At 69.2% G+C, this 18,260-nt stretch carries 17 protein-coding genes and 1 riboswitch; of the genes, 8 read left to right on the top strand and 9 right to left on the bottom strand.

Translation table 11 applies throughout. From position 1 onward, the window contains the following. Window positions 1–15 precede the first annotated feature (15 nt). Window positions 16–1,524 carry a cytochrome ubiquinol oxidase subunit I gene (locus ABZX79_RS13980; protein WP_355255818.1) on the bottom strand — a complete coding sequence of 503 codons (1,509 nt, stop codon included), beginning with the start codon at window positions 1,522–1,524 and terminating at the stop codon, window positions 16–18. A gap of 228 nt (window positions 1,525–1,752) precedes the next feature. Next, a complete protein-coding gene (gene hisC, locus ABZX79_RS13975) occupies window positions 1,753–2,832 on the bottom strand; it encodes a histidinol-phosphate transaminase (RefSeq protein ID WP_355255815.1) in 1,080 nt (359 codons plus the stop codon). 350 nt (window positions 2,833–3,182) lie between these two features. Here hisC and ABZX79_RS13970 point away from each other — a divergent pair, with 350 nt between their 5' ends. From ABZX79_RS13970 to ABZX79_RS13960, 3 genes are all read left to right on the top strand, one after another. Beyond that, a complete protein-coding gene (locus tag ABZX79_RS13970) occupies window positions 3,183–4,295 on the top strand; it encodes a LacI family DNA-binding transcriptional regulator (protein WP_214974229.1) in 1,113 nt (370 codons plus the stop codon). A gap of 200 nt (window positions 4,296–4,495) precedes the next feature. After that, window positions 4,496–5,602: a metallophosphoesterase gene (locus ABZX79_RS13965; protein ID WP_355255812.1), complete on the top strand. Its 1,107-nt coding sequence runs from the start codon at window positions 4,496–4,498 to the stop codon at window positions 5,600–5,602. Window positions 5,603–5,785: 183 nt separating this feature from the next. Beyond that, window positions 5,786–6,616 (top strand): hypothetical protein, encoded by an 831-nt coding sequence (locus ABZX79_RS13960; protein ID WP_355255809.1) that lies wholly within the window; start codon window positions 5,786–5,788, stop codon window positions 6,614–6,616. 12 nt (window positions 6,617–6,628) lie between these two features. Here ABZX79_RS13960 and ABZX79_RS13955 read toward each other — a convergent pair whose 3' ends face one another. Together ABZX79_RS13955 and thiC are read right to left on the bottom strand one after the other, a co-directional pair. After that, window positions 6,629–7,732, bottom strand: coding sequence for a hypothetical protein (locus ABZX79_RS13955; protein WP_355255806.1), 1,104 nt, complete (start codon window positions 7,730–7,732; stop codon window positions 6,629–6,631). A 108-nt stretch (window positions 7,733–7,840) separates the two neighbouring features. Beyond that, window positions 7,841–9,616, bottom strand: coding sequence for a phosphomethylpyrimidine synthase ThiC (gene thiC / locus ABZX79_RS13950; protein ID WP_355255804.1), 1,776 nt, complete (start codon window positions 9,614–9,616; stop codon window positions 7,841–7,843). Next, a riboswitch (TPP riboswitch) is annotated at window positions 9,609–9,746 on the bottom strand. (Overlaps the previous gene by 8 nt.) Before the next feature lie 71 nt (window positions 9,747–9,817). Here thiC and ABZX79_RS13945 point away from each other — a divergent pair. Then, window positions 9,818–11,140, top strand: a complete 1,323-nt coding sequence (locus ABZX79_RS13945) for a YibE/F family protein (RefSeq protein WP_355255801.1) — start codon at window positions 9,818–9,820, stop codon at window positions 11,138–11,140. An 18-nt stretch (window positions 11,141–11,158) separates the two neighbouring features. Here the strand turns inward: ABZX79_RS13945 and ABZX79_RS13940 are convergent, their stop codons facing one another. From ABZX79_RS13940 to ABZX79_RS13925, 4 genes are all read right to left on the bottom strand, one after another. Further along, on the bottom strand, window positions 11,159–11,596 hold the full coding sequence (locus ABZX79_RS13940) for an SsgA family sporulation/cell division regulator (RefSeq protein ID WP_355255798.1): 438 nt from the start codon (window positions 11,594–11,596) through the stop codon (window positions 11,159–11,161). Between the two features lie 47 nt (window positions 11,597–11,643). Beyond that, the gene (locus ABZX79_RS13935; protein WP_355255795.1) at window positions 11,644–12,426 is read right to left on the bottom strand and encodes a helix-turn-helix domain-containing protein; all 783 of its coding nucleotides are present in this window, start codon (window positions 12,424–12,426) and stop codon (window positions 11,644–11,646) included. 81 nt (window positions 12,427–12,507) lie between these two features. Beyond that, window positions 12,508–12,732, bottom strand: a complete 225-nt coding sequence (locus ABZX79_RS13930) for a DUF5326 family protein (RefSeq protein ID WP_355256461.1) — start codon at window positions 12,730–12,732, stop codon at window positions 12,508–12,510. Window positions 12,733–12,897: 165 nt separating this feature from the next. Further along, window positions 12,898–13,215 carry a cupin domain-containing protein gene (locus ABZX79_RS13925; RefSeq protein ID WP_355255792.1) on the bottom strand — a complete coding sequence of 106 codons (318 nt, stop codon included), beginning with the start codon at window positions 13,213–13,215 and terminating at the stop codon, window positions 12,898–12,900. Window positions 13,216–13,284: 69 nt separating this feature from the next. On the opposite strand from ABZX79_RS13925, the gene ABZX79_RS13920 reads away from it, so the two are divergent. The 4 genes from ABZX79_RS13920 (at window position 13,285) to ABZX79_RS13905 (ending at window position 16,503) form a co-directional block, all read left to right on the top strand. Further along, window positions 13,285–13,662 carry a phage holin family protein gene (locus ABZX79_RS13920; RefSeq protein WP_355255789.1) on the top strand — a complete coding sequence of 126 codons (378 nt, stop codon included), beginning with the start codon at window positions 13,285–13,287 and terminating at the stop codon, window positions 13,660–13,662. Window positions 13,663–13,665: 3 nt separating this feature from the next. Next, window positions 13,666–14,814, top strand: a complete 1,149-nt coding sequence (locus tag ABZX79_RS13915) for a cystathionine gamma-lyase (RefSeq protein WP_355255786.1) — start codon at window positions 13,666–13,668, stop codon at window positions 14,812–14,814. A gap of 208 nt (window positions 14,815–15,022) precedes the next feature. Continuing rightward, the gene (locus tag ABZX79_RS13910; protein WP_355256458.1) at window positions 15,023–15,919 is read left to right on the top strand and encodes a LysR family transcriptional regulator; all 897 of its coding nucleotides are present in this window, start codon (window positions 15,023–15,025) and stop codon (window positions 15,917–15,919) included. A 68-nt stretch (window positions 15,920–15,987) separates the two neighbouring features. Continuing rightward, a complete protein-coding gene (locus tag ABZX79_RS13905; protein ID WP_355255783.1) occupies window positions 15,988–16,503 on the top strand; it encodes an NUDIX hydrolase in 516 nt (171 codons plus the stop codon). Window positions 16,504–16,517: 14 nt separating this feature from the next. Here the strand turns inward: ABZX79_RS13905 and ABZX79_RS13900 are convergent, their stop codons facing one another. Further along, window positions 16,518–18,032, bottom strand: a complete 1,515-nt coding sequence (locus ABZX79_RS13900; protein WP_355255780.1) for a globin domain-containing protein — start codon at window positions 18,030–18,032, stop codon at window positions 16,518–16,520. Window positions 18,033–18,260: the final 228 nt, after the last annotated feature.

The following is an 18,260-nucleotide window of genomic DNA, read 5'->3' as shown; positions in this document are numbered from 1 at the left end:
GCAGCTCCTCAGTCCTCAGTACGAGAAGGCCATCGGCCGGTCGGCGCCCGCGTGGTCGCCGCCGATCTTGTTGGGCGGGTTGAGGTCGGCCTCCGTGAGTTCGGGCGGTCCGGCCTTGACGTACTTCAGGAGGAGCCTGACCTCGATGACGGCGAGGATGGCGTAGAGGAGCGTGAAGACGGTCATCGAGGCGATGACCTCGCCCTGCGAGACGCCGGGGGAGACCGCGTCGCTGGTGCGCAGCACGCCGTACACGACCCAGGGCTGGCGGCCCATCTCGGTGAAGATCCAGCCCCACGAGCTGGCGATGAGCGGGAAGCCCATCGTCCACAGCGCGACGATCCAGTACCACCTGGCGAACTTCGGGCTGAGCGCCTTGTTCTTGAAGAGCACCAGATTCGGCACTTCGTCGTCGCCGGTGCGCAGCGCCGCCGGCAGCAGGAACTTCTTGCGCGTCAGCCACAGCCCGAGCATGCCGAGCGAGAAGGACGCCATGCCGAAGCCGATCATCCAGCGGAAGCCCCAGTAGGCGACGGGGATGTTGGGCCGGTAGTCGCCGGGTCCGAACTTCTCCTGCTCGGCCTTGTTGACGTCGTTGATGCCGGGGACGTGCGACGTGAAGTCGCCGTTGGCGAGGAAGGACAGCAGGCCGGGGATCTCGACGGCGACCGTGTTGTGGCCCTTCTCGACGTCTCCGTACGCGAAGATCGAGAACGGCGCCGGCGCCTCTCCGTCCCACAGCGCCTCGGCGGCGGCCATCTTCATCGGCTGCTGCTTGAACATGACCTTGCCGAGCAGGTCGCCGCTGACGGCGGTGAGCATTCCGGCGATCACGACGGTGATCAGCCCGAGCCGCAGCGAGGTGCGCATCACCGGGATGTGCTTCCTGCGCGCCAGGTGGAAGGCGGCGATGCCGACCATGAAGGCGCCGCCGACCAGGAACGCGGCCGTGATGGTGTGGAAGAACTGGGTGAGCGCGGTGTCCTGGGTGAGGACGAGCCAGAAGTCGGTGAGCTCGGCGCGGCCGCGTTCCTCGTTGATGCGGTAGCCGACCGGGTGCTGCATCCAGGAGTTGGCCGCCAGGATGAAGTACGCGGACAGGACCGTGCCGATCGAGACCATCCAGATGCAGGCCAGGTGGATCTTCTTCGGCAGCTTGTCCCAGCCGAAGATCCACAGCCCGATGAAGGTGGACTCGAAGAAGAAGGCGATCAGGGCCTCGAAGGCCAGTGGCGCACCGAAGACGTCACCCACGAAGCGCGAGTAGTCGGACCAGTTCATGCCGAACTGGAACTCCTGGACGATGCCGGTGACGACACCCATCGCGATGTTGATCAGGAAGAGCTTGCCCCAGAACTTCGTGGCCCTGAGGTACTTCTCCTTCTGCGTACGCACCCAGGCGGTCTCCAGCCCCGCGGTGAGCGCGGCCAGCGAGATCGTCAGGGGGACAAAGAGGAAGTGGTAGACGGTGGTGATGCCGAACTGCCATCGCGCGAGAGTCTCCGGCGCCAGAGCTAGGTCCACGTCGCCTTCTCCTTCGTATCGCATCGGAGCTTGTGGAGCTTGTGAACGCGTTCACATTCACAAGCAACAGTATTGCGCACACGCGTTCTGCGACATCCAGCCGGGGGGTACAACTGCGCCCTCGAACACCTCCGAAAAGGCGCACGAGGGCACAGGAAAGCAAGGGAGAAGCGGCGATACGGCCGCCAGAACCAAGGCGGAGCGCCCGGGCGGGACGGAGCGTGTGACTTACAGCTCCTTGAAGTACGCCTCCGCGGTGTGCAGGAAGATGTCGTTGGCCTCGTCCTCGCCGATCGTCACCCGCAGCCCCTCACCCGCGAAGGGCCTGACCATGACGCCGGCTTTCTCGCAGGCCGCCGTGAAGTCGGCCGTACGCTCCCCCAGCCGCATCCACACGAAGTTCGCCTGCGTGTCCGGCACGGTCCAGCCCTGCTCGACCAGCGCCTCGTACACCCGCTTGCGCTCGCAGACCAGCGAACCGACCCGGCCCAGCAGCTCGTCCTCGGCCCGCAGCGAGGCCACCGCCGCGTCCTGCGCCAGCTGACTCACGCCGAAGGGCACCGCCGTCTTGCGCAGCGCGGCCGCCACCGGCTCGTGCGCCACGGCGAAGCCGACCCGCAGCCCGGCCAGCCCGTACGCCTTGGAGAAGGTACGCAGCACCGCCACATTGGGGCGGCTGCGATACAGCTCAATGCCGTCCGGCACCTCGTCATCGCGTACGAACTCCCGGTAGGCCTCGTCGAGCACCACCAGCACGTCCGACGGCACCCGGTCCAGGAAGCGCTCCAGCTCCGCCCTGCGCACCGCCGTCCCGGTCGGGTTGTTCGGGTTGCAGACGAAGATCAGCCGGGTCCGCTCGGTGATCGCCTCGGCCATCGCGTCCAGGTCGTGCACGTCACCGTCGGTCAGCGGCACCTCCACCGCCGTGGCGCCGCTGATCCGCGTGATGATCGGGTACGCCTCGAACGACCGCCAGGCGTAGATCACCTCGTCACCGGGCCCCGAGGTCGCCTGGAGCAGCGACTGCGCCACCCCGACGGAGCCGGTACCGGTCGCGAGGTGCGACACGGGCACCCCGAACCGGTTGGCGAGCTCGTTCATCAGGCCGGTGCAGGCCATGTCCGGGTAGCGGTTGAAGTTCCCGGCCGCGCCGATCACGCTCTCCAGCACACCGGGCAGCGGCGGATACGGATTCTCGTTGGAGGACAGCTTGTACGCCACCGGTCCCCCGGCGGCGGCAGGCTTCCCCGGCTTGTAGGTGGGAATGCCGTCCAGCACCGCACGCAGCTTGGGGCTCGTCTCGCTCACTTCGGGTCCTCCTCGACCGTACGTACCACCAATGCTGCTCACCTTATGAGGATTGCGCCGCGCTGCGAATGGCAGGCGCACGGAATTGGGGGGAGCGCTCTGCGTTCCGCCGCGCGCCGGTGGCTCACTCCGTGGCGCGCATCCCCCGTGAAGGTGAGTTGAGACCTCTTCGAGACCTCGGCCACTGGGCAGGAGCATGCCGGTCGACAACCGTGACCGACCGGCCATTCTCATCAACTGCCTTTAAATCAAAGGCCATTGGGCAGATATCGCCTTGCAGAAACGTGCCTGTCAACGACTGCATATGCATCCGCCCTAACCGCCCGCCCGAGCCCTACTATCGGCTCGCCATGACAGCAGCAGGGAAGCATCAGGTGAGCCGGACGGAAACCCCCCGGCGGAGCACCCGGCCAGGACGAGCGGGCATTCGAGACGTAGCCGCCGCAGCCGGTGTCTCGATTACGACGGTCTCCGACGCGCTCAACGGCAAGGGCCGGCTCCCGGACGCCACCCGCAGCCATGTTCGCGAGGTCGCCGAGAGACTGGGCTACCGCCCCTCCGCGGCCGCCAGAACCCTCCGTACCGGCAAGTCGGGCCTCATCGGCCTGACCGTGACCACCTACGGGGATGAACCTTTCACCTTCACCGAATTCGCATACTTCGCCGAGATGGCGAGAGCGGCGACCTCCGCCGCACTCGCCCGCGGGTACGCCCTAGTCATCCTCCCCGCCACCTCCCGGCACGACGTCTGGTCGAACGTCGCCCTCGACGGCACCGTCGTCATCGACCCGTCCGACCAGGACGCGGTCGTCACCGAGCTCGTACGCCAGGGCCTTCCCGTCGTCTCCGACGGCCGGCCTGCCGGCACCCTGCCCGTGACCGCCTGGGTCGACAACGACCACGAAGCCGCCGTCCTCGACCTGCTCGACCACCTCGCCGACGCCGGAGCCCGCCGCATCGGGCTGCTCACCGGCAACACCACCGACACCTACACCCGCCTGTCCACCGACGCGTACCTGCGCTGGTGCGAGCGCGTCGGACAGGACCCCGTCTACGAGTCCTACCCCGCCCACGACCCCTGCGCGGGCGCCGTCGCCGCCGACCGGCTGCTCGCCCGCCCCGACCGGCCCGACGCCGTGTACGGGCTCTTCGACCCCAACGGCACCGACCTGCTCGCCGCCGCCCGCCGCTACGGGCTGCGCGTACCCGAGGACCTGCTGCTCGTCTGCTGCAGCGAATCCACCGTGTACGCCGCCACCGAACCGCCCATCACCACGCTCTCGCTGAAACCGCGCCGCATCGGCACCGCCGTGGTCCAGCTCCTCATCGACGCCATCGAAGGCATCAATACCGACAGTCCCGTCGAACAGGTAATACCGACCGAACTCATCGTCCGGACCTCTTCACAGCGCCGGCCGCCACGCACCACGGTGAGTCCGCCGCGCTCACCTGCCGGAGACTGACGGGGACCGACTGACGGGGACCGAACCCCCTAATCGGTACGAAACAACCAGCGAACCGCGCGCGCATCCGGATTCACCACCCCTGGTGCGTCACAGACCACGAGCCTCATTCCTATGATGGGCGCACGACACCGCGGACCAACCACGACCAGGTGGGACCCAAAGGTGTACGGCGGCGCGCGACGGTGGTGGAGGGGTCGATGACTCAGGGGGCCGGTCAGGGACCCGCAGTGCGGACGGCTACATTGCGGGACTTCCGCGTACCGCCGTACGCACAGGCCCCCGATCCCGCGCACACGAACGCTTTCGGGAACGCCTACGCGAGCCCGTACGAGAGCGCCTACGCCCCCGACGAGGAACCGGAGGGCTACACACCCACGCAGCGCGACCTCCCGGTGATCAGCCGCGGCGGCCCCGGCGACACGGTGCAGGTGAGCGTGCAGACCGAGCCCGAACCGCGGCCCGCCGCAGGTGAGGGCCTCGGCCCGCTCTTCGTCGTCGGCGACGTGCACGGCTATCTCGACGAGCTGTACGCCGCCCTCGCCGAACAGGGCCTCATCGACGCCGAGGGCCACTGGTCCGCGGGCAACGCCCGGCTGTGGTTCCTCGGCGACTTCACCGACCGCGGACCCGACGGCATCGGCGTCATCGACCTCGTGATGCGCCTGTCCGCCGAGGCCGCGGCCGCCGGCGGCTACTGCAAAGCCCTCATGGGCAACCACGAACTGCTGCTCATCGGCGCCAAACGGTTCGGCGACACGCCCGTCAACTCCGGGGCGGGCACGGCCACTTTCCAGGCCGCCTGGCTCCTCAACGGCGGCCAGAAGGCCGACATGGACCGGCTCCAGGACGTACACCTTCAGTGGATGTCGCGCCTCGACGCGGTCGCGCTGGAAGACGCGCATCTGCTGACCCACTCCGACACCACCGCCTACCTGGACTACGGCAGCACCATCGAGGACGTGAACGACACGGTCCACGCCATCCTCACCCGCAACGACGCCGACGAGTGCTGGGACGTCTTCCGCAAGTTCACCAAGCGCTTCGCCTTCCGTGACGAGGGCGGCGCCCAGGCGGTCCGCGAGCTCCTCGACGCGTACGGCGGCGAACGCATCGTCCATGGTCACAGCCCCATTCCCTACCTCCTCGGCGAGGTGGGCAATGAGAGCTCGGACGGCGGCGACGAGAATTCCGGGCCGGTCGTGGAAGGCCCTCACGTGTACGCCGACGGACTCGCCATCGCCATGGACGGCGGCGTGACCATGGCCGGAAAGCTGCTGGTCGTCCAACTGCCCCTGCATAACTGAACTTCGCCGGGGAAGGCGCGGCCATATACATTCCGCACTTACCACTGGGCCCTATTTCCGGAAACCCCCTGTCACCCCGTGCCGTAGGCGCTCTACCATCGGCTTATCCGTAGCAGGCTCTCCTCCGTTTCCGCCCAATTACCCGCCCGAAGCGGGTTGTCCGGCCCTACGGAGCATCGGGGGATGCACATGAACAGCAGCGCTCCGCACCTGCTGGCCGAGGACCGCCCGGAATACGAACGCGTCCTCGACGAGGCACTGCGCACTGCTCACGACCGCCCGGAACTGGCCGCCGTCGGGCAGCGGCTCAACACGGAACAACTGCGCACCATGGCAATGAACGCCAGTGCGATCGTCGCGGCGGCCGCGGCCGCCGAGTACGACCACTACGTAAAGGTCCGCGAGGAAGGGCGCACACCCACCGCGGCGGCCGCCCACACCGGCTCCGTCCTCGCCATGGGCGACGCCACCGAGACCACGGGGGCGGGCGCCGTCGCCGTCGTCGCCGTGCTGACACCCGTACTGGCGGGCACCGCGGCGGCGATCTTCCTGCTCGTCGGGTACCTCCTCAAGATGCTCACGCCCGAGCCCGCCTTCGCCCAGACGCTCCTGACGGCAGGCTGGATCTTCGGGGCGCTCACGGCGGCGGGCATCCTGGTCGCCGCCGTCGGACTGCTGCTGACAGCTCTGCGCAACGGTTCGACGGCGTTCTCCGACGGACGCGGAAGCGAGCGTACGCAGGAGGTCGACCGGGCCAGGGAAGCCTGGCGCCACGCCCTGCTGGAGCGGGGCGTCGTACCGTTCCTGCGGGACGCCCTGGCCGACCCCGGTACGCCCCCGGCCGCCCCGGCGCCGCGCCGGCCCGCCGGCCGCATCCCCGACCTGGGGTACTCGCGGCCCAACTACAGCAGCCCCGGCCCGGACGGCGGCACCACACCGGGGCCGCGCCCGAGCTTCTCCAGCCCGGACTTCTCCAGCCCCGACTTCGGCGGCCCCGACCACAAACCGGAGTAACCCCAACAACTCCTACAGCCGACGGACCACCTGCGCCTCGGCGCGTTCCACCGAAGCACGCCCGTGGACGTGCACCAGCGCCAGGTGGAACAGCGCGGGAGCCAGGGGCGCCCACCGGTGGATCCGGTCCGTACGCAGGAGATACCTGGACACGTCCGCCGGGCGGAAGGGGACGAACTCCGTCGTCTGGTGTTCCCACCGGTCGGCGACGCCTCTGCTCATGCGCGCCTGCACGCCCTCGCGGGTCAACGTCTTCAGGCGCGCGTAGAAGTGGGCGCTCCAGTGGCGCTTGTCGACGTCCAGCACGAAGGCCAGCAGAGCGAGGGTGTACTCGGGCGGCTCCAGGGAGAGTTCCTCGCGCATACCGCGCCGGGCGACGGCGTACAGGTCCGGCGCGTTGCGGCCGGAGGAGTCGATGTGCCGGGACAGGCCCTCGTTCACCGAGGAGTTCCACACCCCGGGCGCCATGCGCACCCGTTCGCTTCGCTGACTGACCACCAGCATGTCGTCGGCGGTCACCACGGCGACGTTCACCGCGAAGCTGCACTGCAGGAAGGCCGGGGCGTCCAGCGGGCGGTCCGGGTCGAGGTACTGGGACCGCGGAGTGCCGCCGTTGGGCAGCCGGCGGTCGAGCTGCTGAGCGGCCAGGAACGTGTAGTAGTCCGTGGGCCGCAGCCTCAGGTGGACCTCGGGGTGCTCGTCGAGAGCGCTCCGCGAGATGTCGAACGCCTCGACGGCGTAACGAGGACCGTTCCATACGGGCGTCCGGCCCCCGGCCTGGAGCTGCGCGCTCTCGGCCTCGATCTCGTCACGCCACGGGGCCATTTCCGGCGGAAGGGCCACTTCATCGTCCAGAACCTGAATGTGGATGGCATCGGCCATGATCGTGGATTCACCGTCACCCTCCACGATCAGGGCGCAGGTGTGGAGCGGCCCCAGAGCGAAGGAGGTCCACGCACGGCTGGGCTCCCCGCGCGAGCGCAGGCTGCGGACCGCACTCGACGAGCGCCTGCGGACCCTGAACCAGGCGTCCTGCAAAGGCTGCTGAAACAGCGTGGCGAACACCATGCCCAGCAGGGCGCCCACCACACCATTGGCCACGTCGATTCCACCCATGGTGAGGAGCGTAGGCAGAACGATCAAGAGGCGGGTGGCTCTTGCCTGTTCCGTTACCCCACGGCCGATGGGCCCCCGCCTTACGGCAGGCAGGGGCCCCTCAGCGGCTCAGTCCGCGATCGGGAGGTACACCCGGTTGCCGGCGGCGGCGAACTCCTTGGACTTCTCCGCCATGCCCGCCTCGATCTCGTCCTGCGTGCCGCCGTGCTCACGCCGGATGTCCTGGCTGATCTTCATCGAGCAGAACTTCGGCCCGCACATCGAGCAGAAGTGCGCCGTCTTCGCCGGCTCGGCGGGCAGCGTCTCGTCGTGGAACGCCCGCGCCGTGTCCGGGTCCAGGGCCAGGTTGAACTGGTCCTCCCAGCGGAACTCGAAGCGGGCGTCCGACAGCGCGTCGTCCCACTCCTGCGCCCCCGGGTGCCCCTTGGCGAGATCCGCGGCATGCGCCGCGATCTTGTAAGTGATGACGCCGGTCTTCACGTCGTCACGGTTGGGCAGACCCAGGTGCTCCTTGGGCGTCACGTAGCAGAGCATGGCCGTGCCCCACCACGCGATCATCGCCGCCCCGATGCCGGAGGTGATGTGGTCATACGCCGGGGCCACGTCCGTAGTGAGCGGGCCGAGCGTATAGAAGGGGGCCTCCTCGCAGATTTCCTGCTGGAGGTCGATGTTCTCCTTGATCTTGTGCATCGGGACGTGACCCGGACCCTCGATCATCGTCTGCACGTGATGACGCTTGGCGATCGTGTTGAGTTCCCCGAGGGTCCGAAGCTCCGCGAACTGCGCCTCGTCGTTGGCGTCCGCGATCGAACCGGGCCGCAGACCGTCGCCGAGCGAGTACGTCACGTCGTACGCCGCGAGGATGTCGCACAGCTCCTCGAAGTTCTCGTACAGGAACGACTCCTTGTGGTGCGCCAGGCACCACGCGGCCATGATCGAACCGCCGCGCGAGACGATGCCGGTCTTGCGGCGGGCCGTCAGCGGAACGTACGCCAGCCGCACGCCGGCGTGGACCGTCATGTAGTCGACGCCCTGCTCGGCCTGCTCGATGACCGTGTCCTTGTAGACCTCCCAGGTCAGCTCCTCCGCCTTGCCGTCGACCTTCTCCAGGGCCTGGTACAGCGGCACGGTGCCGATCGGCACGGGAGCGTTGCGCAGGATCCACTCGCGAGTGGTGTGGATGTTGCGGCCGGTCGACAGGTCCATGACCGTGTCGGCGCCCCACTTCGTCGCCCACGTCATCTTGTCCACCTCCTCCTCGATGGAGGAAGTGACCGCCGAGTTGCCGATGTTGGCGTTGACCTTCACCAGGAACCGCTTGCCGATGATCATCGGCTCGATCTCCGGGTGATTGACGTTCGCCGGCAGGACCGCCCGGCCCGCCGCGATCTCTTCCCGTACGACCTCGGGGGAGACGTTCTCGCGGATCGCCACGTACTCCATCTCGGGCGTGACGTCCCCGCGGCGCGCGTACGCCAGCTGCGTGACGGCCTGCCCGTCGCGGCTCCGGCGCGGCAGGCGAGGCCGGCCCGGGAAGACCGCGTCGAGGTTCCTGAGGCCCCCGCGCGGTGAGGTGTGCTTGATCCCGTCGTCCTCGGGACGGACCGGACGGCCCGCGTACTCCTCGGTGTCGCCGCGGCCGATGATCCAGTTCTCGCGCAACGGCGCGAGTCCCCGGCGTACGTCCGTCTCGATGGTCGGGTCGGTGTACGGGCCGGACGTGTCGTACAGCGTCACGTCCTTCCCGTTGGTGAGGTGCACCTGCCGGACCGGCACGCGAAGATCCGACCGTGAGCCCTCGGGCCCCGAGACGTATCCCTTGTGCCAGCCCGGCTTGCGCCCGTCCTGGCTGGTGGCAGGCGTGTGTGCATCCGCTGTGGTCATGAGACCTACTCCCTACGCCGGCATTACCCGGTAACAGGTTCGGCGGTCGACGCAGCGGCTTTCGTACGGATTTACGTACGAAGGTCAGCGCCCTCTCAGCCCGGTGCTCCGAGCTCCCGCGTGTGCAAAGGTGCCCCCACGCTAGCGTCCCTTCTGGCGCGCTGAACAGAGGGCCCCCTCCGTTCTTGCGATGATCGGTCGGTGACGTCCCCACAGCCAACGCCCGAAATCCACGGCCACACCCACAGCCACGGGCCCGCCGCGCCCGTCTCCAAGCACCTGCGCAAGGTCATCGCGGCGGTGCTGATCCCATTCGCCACGGCCGTTTTCATCGGCCTCGTCGTGCTCTGGCCGGGCGGCGCGCCCGGACACGAGCGCACCGGTGTCGGTTTCGACCGGCAGACCGTGTCGGGCAAGGTGACGGCCGTCCAGCAGGTCGACTGCAAGGACGTGAACGCCGCCCAGGTGCCACCGACCGGCGACACCTCCACCCCGTCCGGCCGCGAAGCCCAGCAGGCCCAGCAGGGCACCTGCGAGAGAGCGACGATCGAGGTCACGTCCGGCAAGGACAAGGGCCGTACCTTCACCGAGATCGTCCAGCCCGACGCGCCCAGGCAGCTGAACCAGGGGCAGGGCGTGGTGGTGGCGTACGCCCCCGACGCGCCCCGCGACCTCCAGTACTCGGTGACCGACGTCGACCGCGGGATCCCCATGGCCCTGCTGGCCGGGATCTTCGCCCTCGCGGTGATCGTCGTCGGCCGCATGAAGGGCCTGATGGCGCTGATCGCGCTCGCCGTGTCCTTCGCGATCCTGACGCTCTTCATCCTCCCCGCCATCCTCCAGGGCTCGAACCCGCTGATCGTCGCGGTCGTCGGAGCGAGCGCCATCATGCTCATCGCGCTGTACGCCTGCCACGGCCTGACCGCCCGTACGTCCGTCGCCGTCGTCGGCACGCTCATCTCACTGCTGCTGATCGGGCTGCTCGGCTCGCTCTTCATCGGCTGGGCGTTCCTGAGCGGCAACACGGACGACAACACCGGGCTCATCCACGGCCTCTACCCGGACATCGACATGAGCGGCCTGCTGCTCGCGGGCGTCATCATCGGCTCCCTCGGCGTGCTCGACGACGTGACCGTCACCCAGACGTCGGCGGTCTGGGAACTCCACCAGGCCGACCCGTCCATGGGCCCCCGCGCCCTCTACCGGGCCGGTATCCGCATCGGGCGCGACCACATCGCGTCTGTCGTCAACACCCTCGTGCTGGCGTACGCGGGCGCCGCGCTGCCCCTGCTGCTGCTCTTCTCGATCGCGCAGAGCAGTGTCGGTACGGTCGCCAACAGCGAGCTGGTCGCGGAGGAGATCGTACGGACCCTGGTCGGCTCGATCGGCCTGGTCGCCTCGGTGCCGGTGACCACCGCGCTCGCGGCGCTGGTCGTTTCGGCCGACCGTCCGGGCTCCGGCGAGGCCGCTGCGGCGTCCCCGGCACGCGGCACCGGCGGCGGGGGACGACGCCGCAAGCGCTGACCGCCCGCCCAGGGGTGCTCAGCCGGCGTTCTGCTCCTCGGCGAGGATCCGGTCGAGCGCTTCCTCGACGTCCCCGCACAAGCCCGCGAGGCCGCACTCCTGCCCCAGCGGCACGAGCCTGTCCGTACGGTCGAGGAACGCCGCCAGCGGGGCGGTGCTCGCACTGAACAGCGCACCCTCACCGGCGACCTGAAGCCGGATGTGAACATCCACGAGCTCATCAGGATCGGTTGGCTCGATGTGCACATCACCCTCGCCGCACGGCCCGGCGAGACCGTCGAAAAGCAGCTCCCGGCCGAACGCCCACGTCACGGGGTCGTCGCCGGGGAGGTGGAACGTCATCCGGACCGCGTACGGATCCCTGACCGCGTACTGAAGCTCCACCGGGATCCGGAAGGAAAGCTCCTCCGAGACAAGGAAGTTCATCATGACCTGTGCCTGAACCGACTCGCGCATTCGCCCATCGTGCTTGAACCACCGACCGAGGCACAAGGAGTGATATTTCAGATACTGATAGAGAACGCGAACGAGCTGATCAGCCCGCCCACCCCACCGCGCAGTTGGTCAACCGCGGGCAGCAGCCGCCGCTCCTGTTCGACGGGCAGAGAAATGGCCATCGCCGCGGCCGTCGATCCGACCGTGATCGGAATGGCCGCACAGACGGAGCCGACCGCGTACTCCTGGCGTTCCACGACCGGCCGCATCCGCTCCAGCGACCGCAGCCGCTCCAGCAGCGCCCCTCGGTCGCGTACCGAATACGGCGTGAGCGGCTCGACCGGATGACGGGCCAGATGATCCCGGCGGGACTCCTCGTCGAGCTGGCTCAGCAGACACTGGCCCAGGGCGTGGGCATGACCGGTTTCACGGAAATCGGCCCACTCCTCCACGGCCGGCGACGACGGGGCCTGCGCGACCGCGACGAGATCGATCTCACCCTCGCGGTAGAGCGCGAAGTAGACGGCTACGCCGATCGCGTCCCGCCAGTACTCCAGCGACTGCGTGATCAGGCCGCGACGATGGTGCCGCGCCCCCGTGGCCGCCAGCCGCACGGCCGCCTCGCCGAGGACGAACACCCCGCCCTCGCGCCGCAGATAGCCCTCGTGCGCCAGCGTGCGCAACAGGTGATAGGCGGTGGGAAGCGGAAGACCGGCCTCCCGCGCGAGCTGCTTGGCTGGGGCACCGTCGGCATGGGCGCCCACCGCCTCGAGAAGCCGCAGGGCGCGCTGTACCGAACCGATCAGGGTCGGAGTCGGAGTCGGAGCAGCGGCGGTGTGTGACGTAGCCACGGCCGTCACTCTAACTGCCCAACCCCTGCGTGCAGAGTGGTTGTCGCGCCCGTATCCCTCAGGTGGGCTAACCGGGGCCGGCTACCAGCCGCCGCCCGACGACGAGGACGACGAGGACGACGCCATGAACTTCCGTACGACGTAGATCAGTCCGCCGACCAGGGCGACGAAGAGCAGCACCTTGAAGAGGAGGCCGATCAGCAGACCGATCGCGCTCAGGATGGCGCCGCCGAACACGACCAGAGCGATGACGGGCACCGCGACCCACTTCACCCACCACGGCATCCCCGCGTATATCTCCCGCACAGCCATCGCCCTGCCTCTTCTCCCTCGGAGTTCTGCTTCGTTGACCTCGATGCTAGGGGCGAAGGGGTGGCTCGCGGGGCATCCGGAGCCCTGGAAGACCCCTGATCGGCCCCCGAGGGAACCCCGAGTTCCGTGTCAGTCCCTCGGGGCGTCAGCTCTCCTGCGTCAGCTCTCCGGCGGCGAGAAGACGACCATTACCCGCAGATCCTCGGTGATGTGGTGGAACTTGTGCGGCACCCCGGCCGGTACGTACACCACGCTGCCCCGCCCCACCTGTGTCGTCTCCATGCCCACGGTGATCGACGCGCGCCCGCTGACGACGAAGTACACCTCGTCCTCGCGGTGCGGCTGCTGCGGGTCGCTCTCGCCCGCGTTCAGCGCGTACAGGCCGACCGACATGTTCCTCTCCCGCAGGAACTGCAGATACGCACCGTCATTGGCGGCGCGTTCCGCCTCCAGCTCGTCCAGTCGGAATGCCTTCATCGTCCGTCCGCCCCTCGCCCAGCCGTGCGCCGCTGTCCGGCGCAGATCATGTCTGCCACGATCAGACACATGATGAATTTTCTAGTCAAGACGATCGCCAACGCGGGGGCCCTGCTGGTAGCCATCTGGCTCCTGCACGACATCACGCTGACCGGCGAGAGCACCGGCAAGAAGGCGCTGACGCTGATCATCGTCGCGCTCCTCTTCGGCCTGGTGAACTTCGTCGTCAAGCCCATCGTGAAGCTGCTGACGCTGCCGCTCTTCATCCTCACCCTCGGCCTGATCACCCTGGTGATCAACGCGCTGATGCTGCTGCTGACCTCCTGGCTGGCCGACAAGTTCGACCTCAGCTTCCACGTCGAGGGCTTCTGGACAGCCGTGCTCGGCGCCCTGATCATCAGCATCGTCTCGTGGGCGCTGAATGTCATTTTGCCCGAGAAGGACTGACGCATGAGCCCCGAGACCAAGCCCGACGACGCCGTGGGAGACGGCACCCGGGCCGTACGCGCAGGCCTTCCCGAGCCCGTCGCGTACGAACCGACGCTCCCGGGACCGGTCTTCGCCGCGCACTACCACCTGCCCGGTGAACCGACCGGACCGTACACCTACGGACGCGACGAGAACCCCACCTGGACGCACCTCGAGCGGGCCATCGGCGAACTGGAGGCACCGCGGGACACGGGGGTCGAGACGGTCGTCTTCGCGTCCGGCATGGCCGCTGTCTCCGCCGTCCTGCTCTCCCAGACGCGGGCCGGCGACACGGTCGTACTGCCCGACGACGGCTACCAGGCGCTCGCGCTCGTACGCGAACAACTGGCGGCGTACGACGTGACAGTGCGCACCGCCCCGACCGGCGGGGACGCCCAGCTCGGCATACTCGACGGGGCACGGCTGCTGTGGATAGAAACGCCCTCCAACCCGGGGCTCGACGTCTGCGACATCCGCAGGCTCGCGGACGCCGCGCACGACGCCGGAGCGCTGGTCGCCGTCGACAACACCCTCGCCACACCACTCGGGCAGCGGCCCCTGGAGCTGGGCGCGGACTTCTCCGTCGCCAGCGGCACCAAGGGCCTCACCGGCCACGGCGACGTCCTGCTCGGCTACGTGACCTGCCGCGACGCCCGCCTCGCGGCGCGCGTACGGCGCTGGCGCAAGGTCGTCGGAGCCATCCCCGGCCCCATGGAGGCCTGGCTGGCGCACCGCTCCCTGGCCACCCTCCAGCTGCGCGCCGACAAGCAGGGCGCGAACGCGCTGGCCCTCGCCGAAGCCCTGCGCGAGCATCCCGCCGTCAGCGGCCTGCGGCATCCCGGGCTGCCCGGCGACCCGTCGTACGCCGTCGCCTCGCGCCAGATGCGCCGCTTCGGCTGCGTCGTCTCCTTCACGCTGCCCGACCGCGGTTACGCCGAGCGGTTCCTCGACGGGCTGCGGCTGGCCGACGACGCGACCAGCTTCGGCGGCGTACGGTCGACGGCCGAGCGGCGCGGGCGGTGGGGCGGCGACGCCGTACCGGAGGGCTTCATCCGCTTCTCCGTCGGGGCGGAAGACCCCGAGGACCTGGTGGCGGACGTCCTGCGCGCGCTCGACGAGGCGGCTCCGTAGCGCGGACCGTACGAGCGTCCTCAACGTGCGACGGACGGTCCGAGCCTCCCCCCTCATGACTCGGACCGTCCCGGTTCCACGCGCGAAGAACCGCGAAACAAAGGCTAGTTGACTCTGCGTCAGTGTCCAATCACAGTAGCGACAGAGACCTATCGACATATTTATAGTTGTGACCGTCGGCGACCTCGCCGGGACGGGAGGCCGCGCCATGGACCTGGCTCTGCTCCGCACGTTCGTCACGGTTCACCGAGCCGGCTCCTTCACCCGCGCCGCCGCCCTCCTCGGACTCTCCCAGCCCGCGGTCACCAGCCAGATCCGCACCCTGGAACGGCAGCTGGGCCGCCCGCTGTTCCTGCGCCAGGCACGCGGCGTAACCCCCACAACCGTCGGCGACGAGCTCGCGCACCGGGCGGCGCCGCACCTCGACGCACTCGTCGAGATCACCGAAGCGGGACTCGACGAGGATTCCGCCGTACGAACCCTGCACCTCGCGGGGCCCCCGGAGTTCACCTCTGTACGGGTCCTGCCCACGCTCTCCCCGCTCATCGCACAGGGCCTGACGCTGCGCATCTCCTTCGCCAACGCCCAGGAGAGCCTCGAAGGCCTCGCCGCCGGACACCACGACCTCGCCATCTCCACGGACCGGCCGCGCGGCACCATCCTCACCGGGACCGCCCTCTGCGACGAGGAACACGTCCTGGTCGCCGCACCGCGCTGGGCCGGAAGGATCGGCCCCGGGCTGCTGCGCCGCAAGGGGCCACAGGTACTGGAGCAATTACCGGTGGTGGAGGTGCACGAGTCACTGCCGCTGGTCACCCGCTACTGGACCACCGTCTTCGACGCCCGGCCGGCCGCGGCCGGCACCGTCGTCGCACCCGACCTGCGGGCCGTGCTGCACGCCACGGCCGCCGGCGCGGGACTCGCCGTACTGCCGCGCTATCTGTGCGAAGAGGCGCTGGAGCGCGGGGAGGTCGTGGCGCTCTTCGACCCTCCCGTGCCGCCCCTGCGGACCTACTTCCTGGCCGTACGCACCGGCACGCTCACCCTCCCGCACATCGCGCGGGCGCACGAGTGGCTGCTGCGCGCCGCCACCGACTGGTCGTGAGCCGACACGCCGGCATCCGGCAGCGGTGCGGGAGTTTCAGAACGGGTGAGGTGGGCCACTGTATTGCCATGACCGGCACCTCTTTTCCCGAGGGGACCACACCCGCACCCGCGAGGCCCGTGGTCAAGCGCACCGCACGCGCCATCCTGCTCGACGGCGACGACCTGATCCTGATCAAGCGCACCAAGCCTGGCGTCGATCCGTACTGGCTGACGCCGGGCGGCGGCGTCGAACCGGAGGACGCCACCGTCGTCGAGGCCCTGCACCGCGAACTCGACGAGGAACTCGGCGCGAAGATCACCGACGTGGTGCCCTGCTTCGTCGACACCGTCGAGCACATCGCGGGCGGCGGAGTCACGGGCGTAAAAGTGCAGCACTTCTTCGTCTGCCGACTGGAGTCCATGGACCCCGCCCGGCGGCACGGGCCCGAAATCGACGAGCCGTGCGGTCAGTACGAGATCGTACGGGTGCCCTTCAGCCGGGTCGGGATCGCGGCGGTGCACCTCGTACCGCTGTCGCTGAGGCACTACCTGGACGGCAACATCGAGGGCGTACGGGCCATGCACGCCCACGACCTGGGCTGACAGACACCCGGTGGCTAGTCGCCCGCCGCCACCAGCTCTTCGAGGGAGTCGTGGCGAATGCGCTCGCCGGGGATCCCCAGGCTCCTGAGGGCGTCGACGCCGCTGCGGATCATGCCGGGCGGGCCGGACAGATAGGCGTCGTGGGAGTTCCACGGACCGTACTCCAGCACGGCGTCCGGGAAGTGCGTCCTGCCGTCGACCATCGGGTGCACCGAGAGCCACGAGTGCGACTGCTGAAGGCGCAGCATGGTGTCGATGTCGTACAGGTCGTAGTCGGTGCGTGCGCCGTAGAAAACGTCGACGGGGCGCCGCTCGCCGTGCTCGGCCACGTCCTCGACAAGCGCCTTGATGGGCGCGATGCCGGTGCCGCCGCCCAGGCAGAGCAGACCGCTGTCGGTGGTGTGGTCGACGGTCATCGAGCCGGCCGGCGGGCCGAGGCGCACGGTGTCACCGGGCCGGGCGCGGTGGACGAGCGCGTTGGACACCCAGCCCGCCGGGACCGCCTTGACGTGGAAGGACAGCAGGCCGTCGGGGCGGGGGGCGGCGGCGAAGGAGTAGTGCCGCCAGATCCGCGGCCACCACGGCGTTTCCAGGCTCGTGTACTGGCCGGCCAGGAAGGGGTAGGGCTGGTCGGGGCGCAGGGTGATGACCGCTATGTCGGGTGTGCGCAGGTCGTGCGAGACAACCTCGGCCTGCCACCAGGCGGGCGCGCGCAGCTGGTTCTCGGCGGCCGCGTCGATCATGATCTGCGAGATCGCGGTGTACGTACGGATCCACGCGGCCTCCGACTCGTCGTCCCAGGTGGACGTCGCGTAACGGGCCAGCGCCCCGAGCAGCGCCTCACCGACCGCCGGGTAGTGGGACGCCTGGGTGCCGTACTTGCGATGGCCACGACCCAGATTGCGCAGGTACTCGGTGAGCACCGGCTTGTTGTCGATGTGCTCGGCGGCGGTCAGCAGCGCCTTCAGGAGACGGTCGCGCTGGGTGTCCATGGCGGCGGGGAAGAGCGCGCGCAGCTCGGGGTAACGGGTGAAGAGCAGCGCGTAGAAGTACGAGGTGACCTTGCCGGCGTCGTCGCCGATGTCGGCGAGGGTGCGGCGGATGAGGGCCGCGTCGGGGGACACGGGGGCGGCGGGCGCCGCGGGGGTGGCGGGCGCCTCTTGGGGCTCGGGGGCTGCCGGCTCGGCGGCTCGCGGCTCGGGGGCTCGCGGCTCGGGGGCTTGTGCTTCGACAGCGGGCGCTGCGGCCATGGGAGCAGGCGCGGGAGCAGGAGCTTCGGCTGCGGGAGGCATGGTGGGAGCGGCGGCGGGCCGGGGCCGTGAGGCGCCGGTGCCCACCGGGCGTATCGCGGACACCGGGCGGCTCGGACGGCTCGCGCCCGCCCCCGGTATCCGGTCCTGACCCGGGTCCGAGCCCTGGCCGGGCGGCTGCTGGGGCCCCGCACCCGGCTTCCTGCGCGGCTTGAACCAGCCGGCGCCGTTGTCACCGGAAGCGCCGTTGTCGGCCGACGTGGTGGTCGGAGCGTCCATAGATGTGCCTCGCCTCGAACATCTTTCGGTCGGTCTGCGCTTCAGTCCTGTCAGTTCGTCAATGCTGCCGGTGGCCCACACTAATCACGCCCCCACCCCGATTTGGGGTGAGCCGGACAAAAGTGTGACATTGCCCGCAGTTCCGTCGTCGCAGCATGCCAGGCACCGCTCCCGCATCGGACAAAGACCAGGAAGTCCGGGCATCCGAACCCGTTTTCTGGTTAAGCT

The organism is Streptomyces sp. NPDC002994, assembly GCF_040611155.1.
Classification (GTDB): Bacteria; Actinomycetota; Actinomycetes; order Streptomycetales; family Streptomycetaceae; genus Streptomyces.
This window is presented reverse-complemented; position numbering and strand designations above follow the sequence as displayed.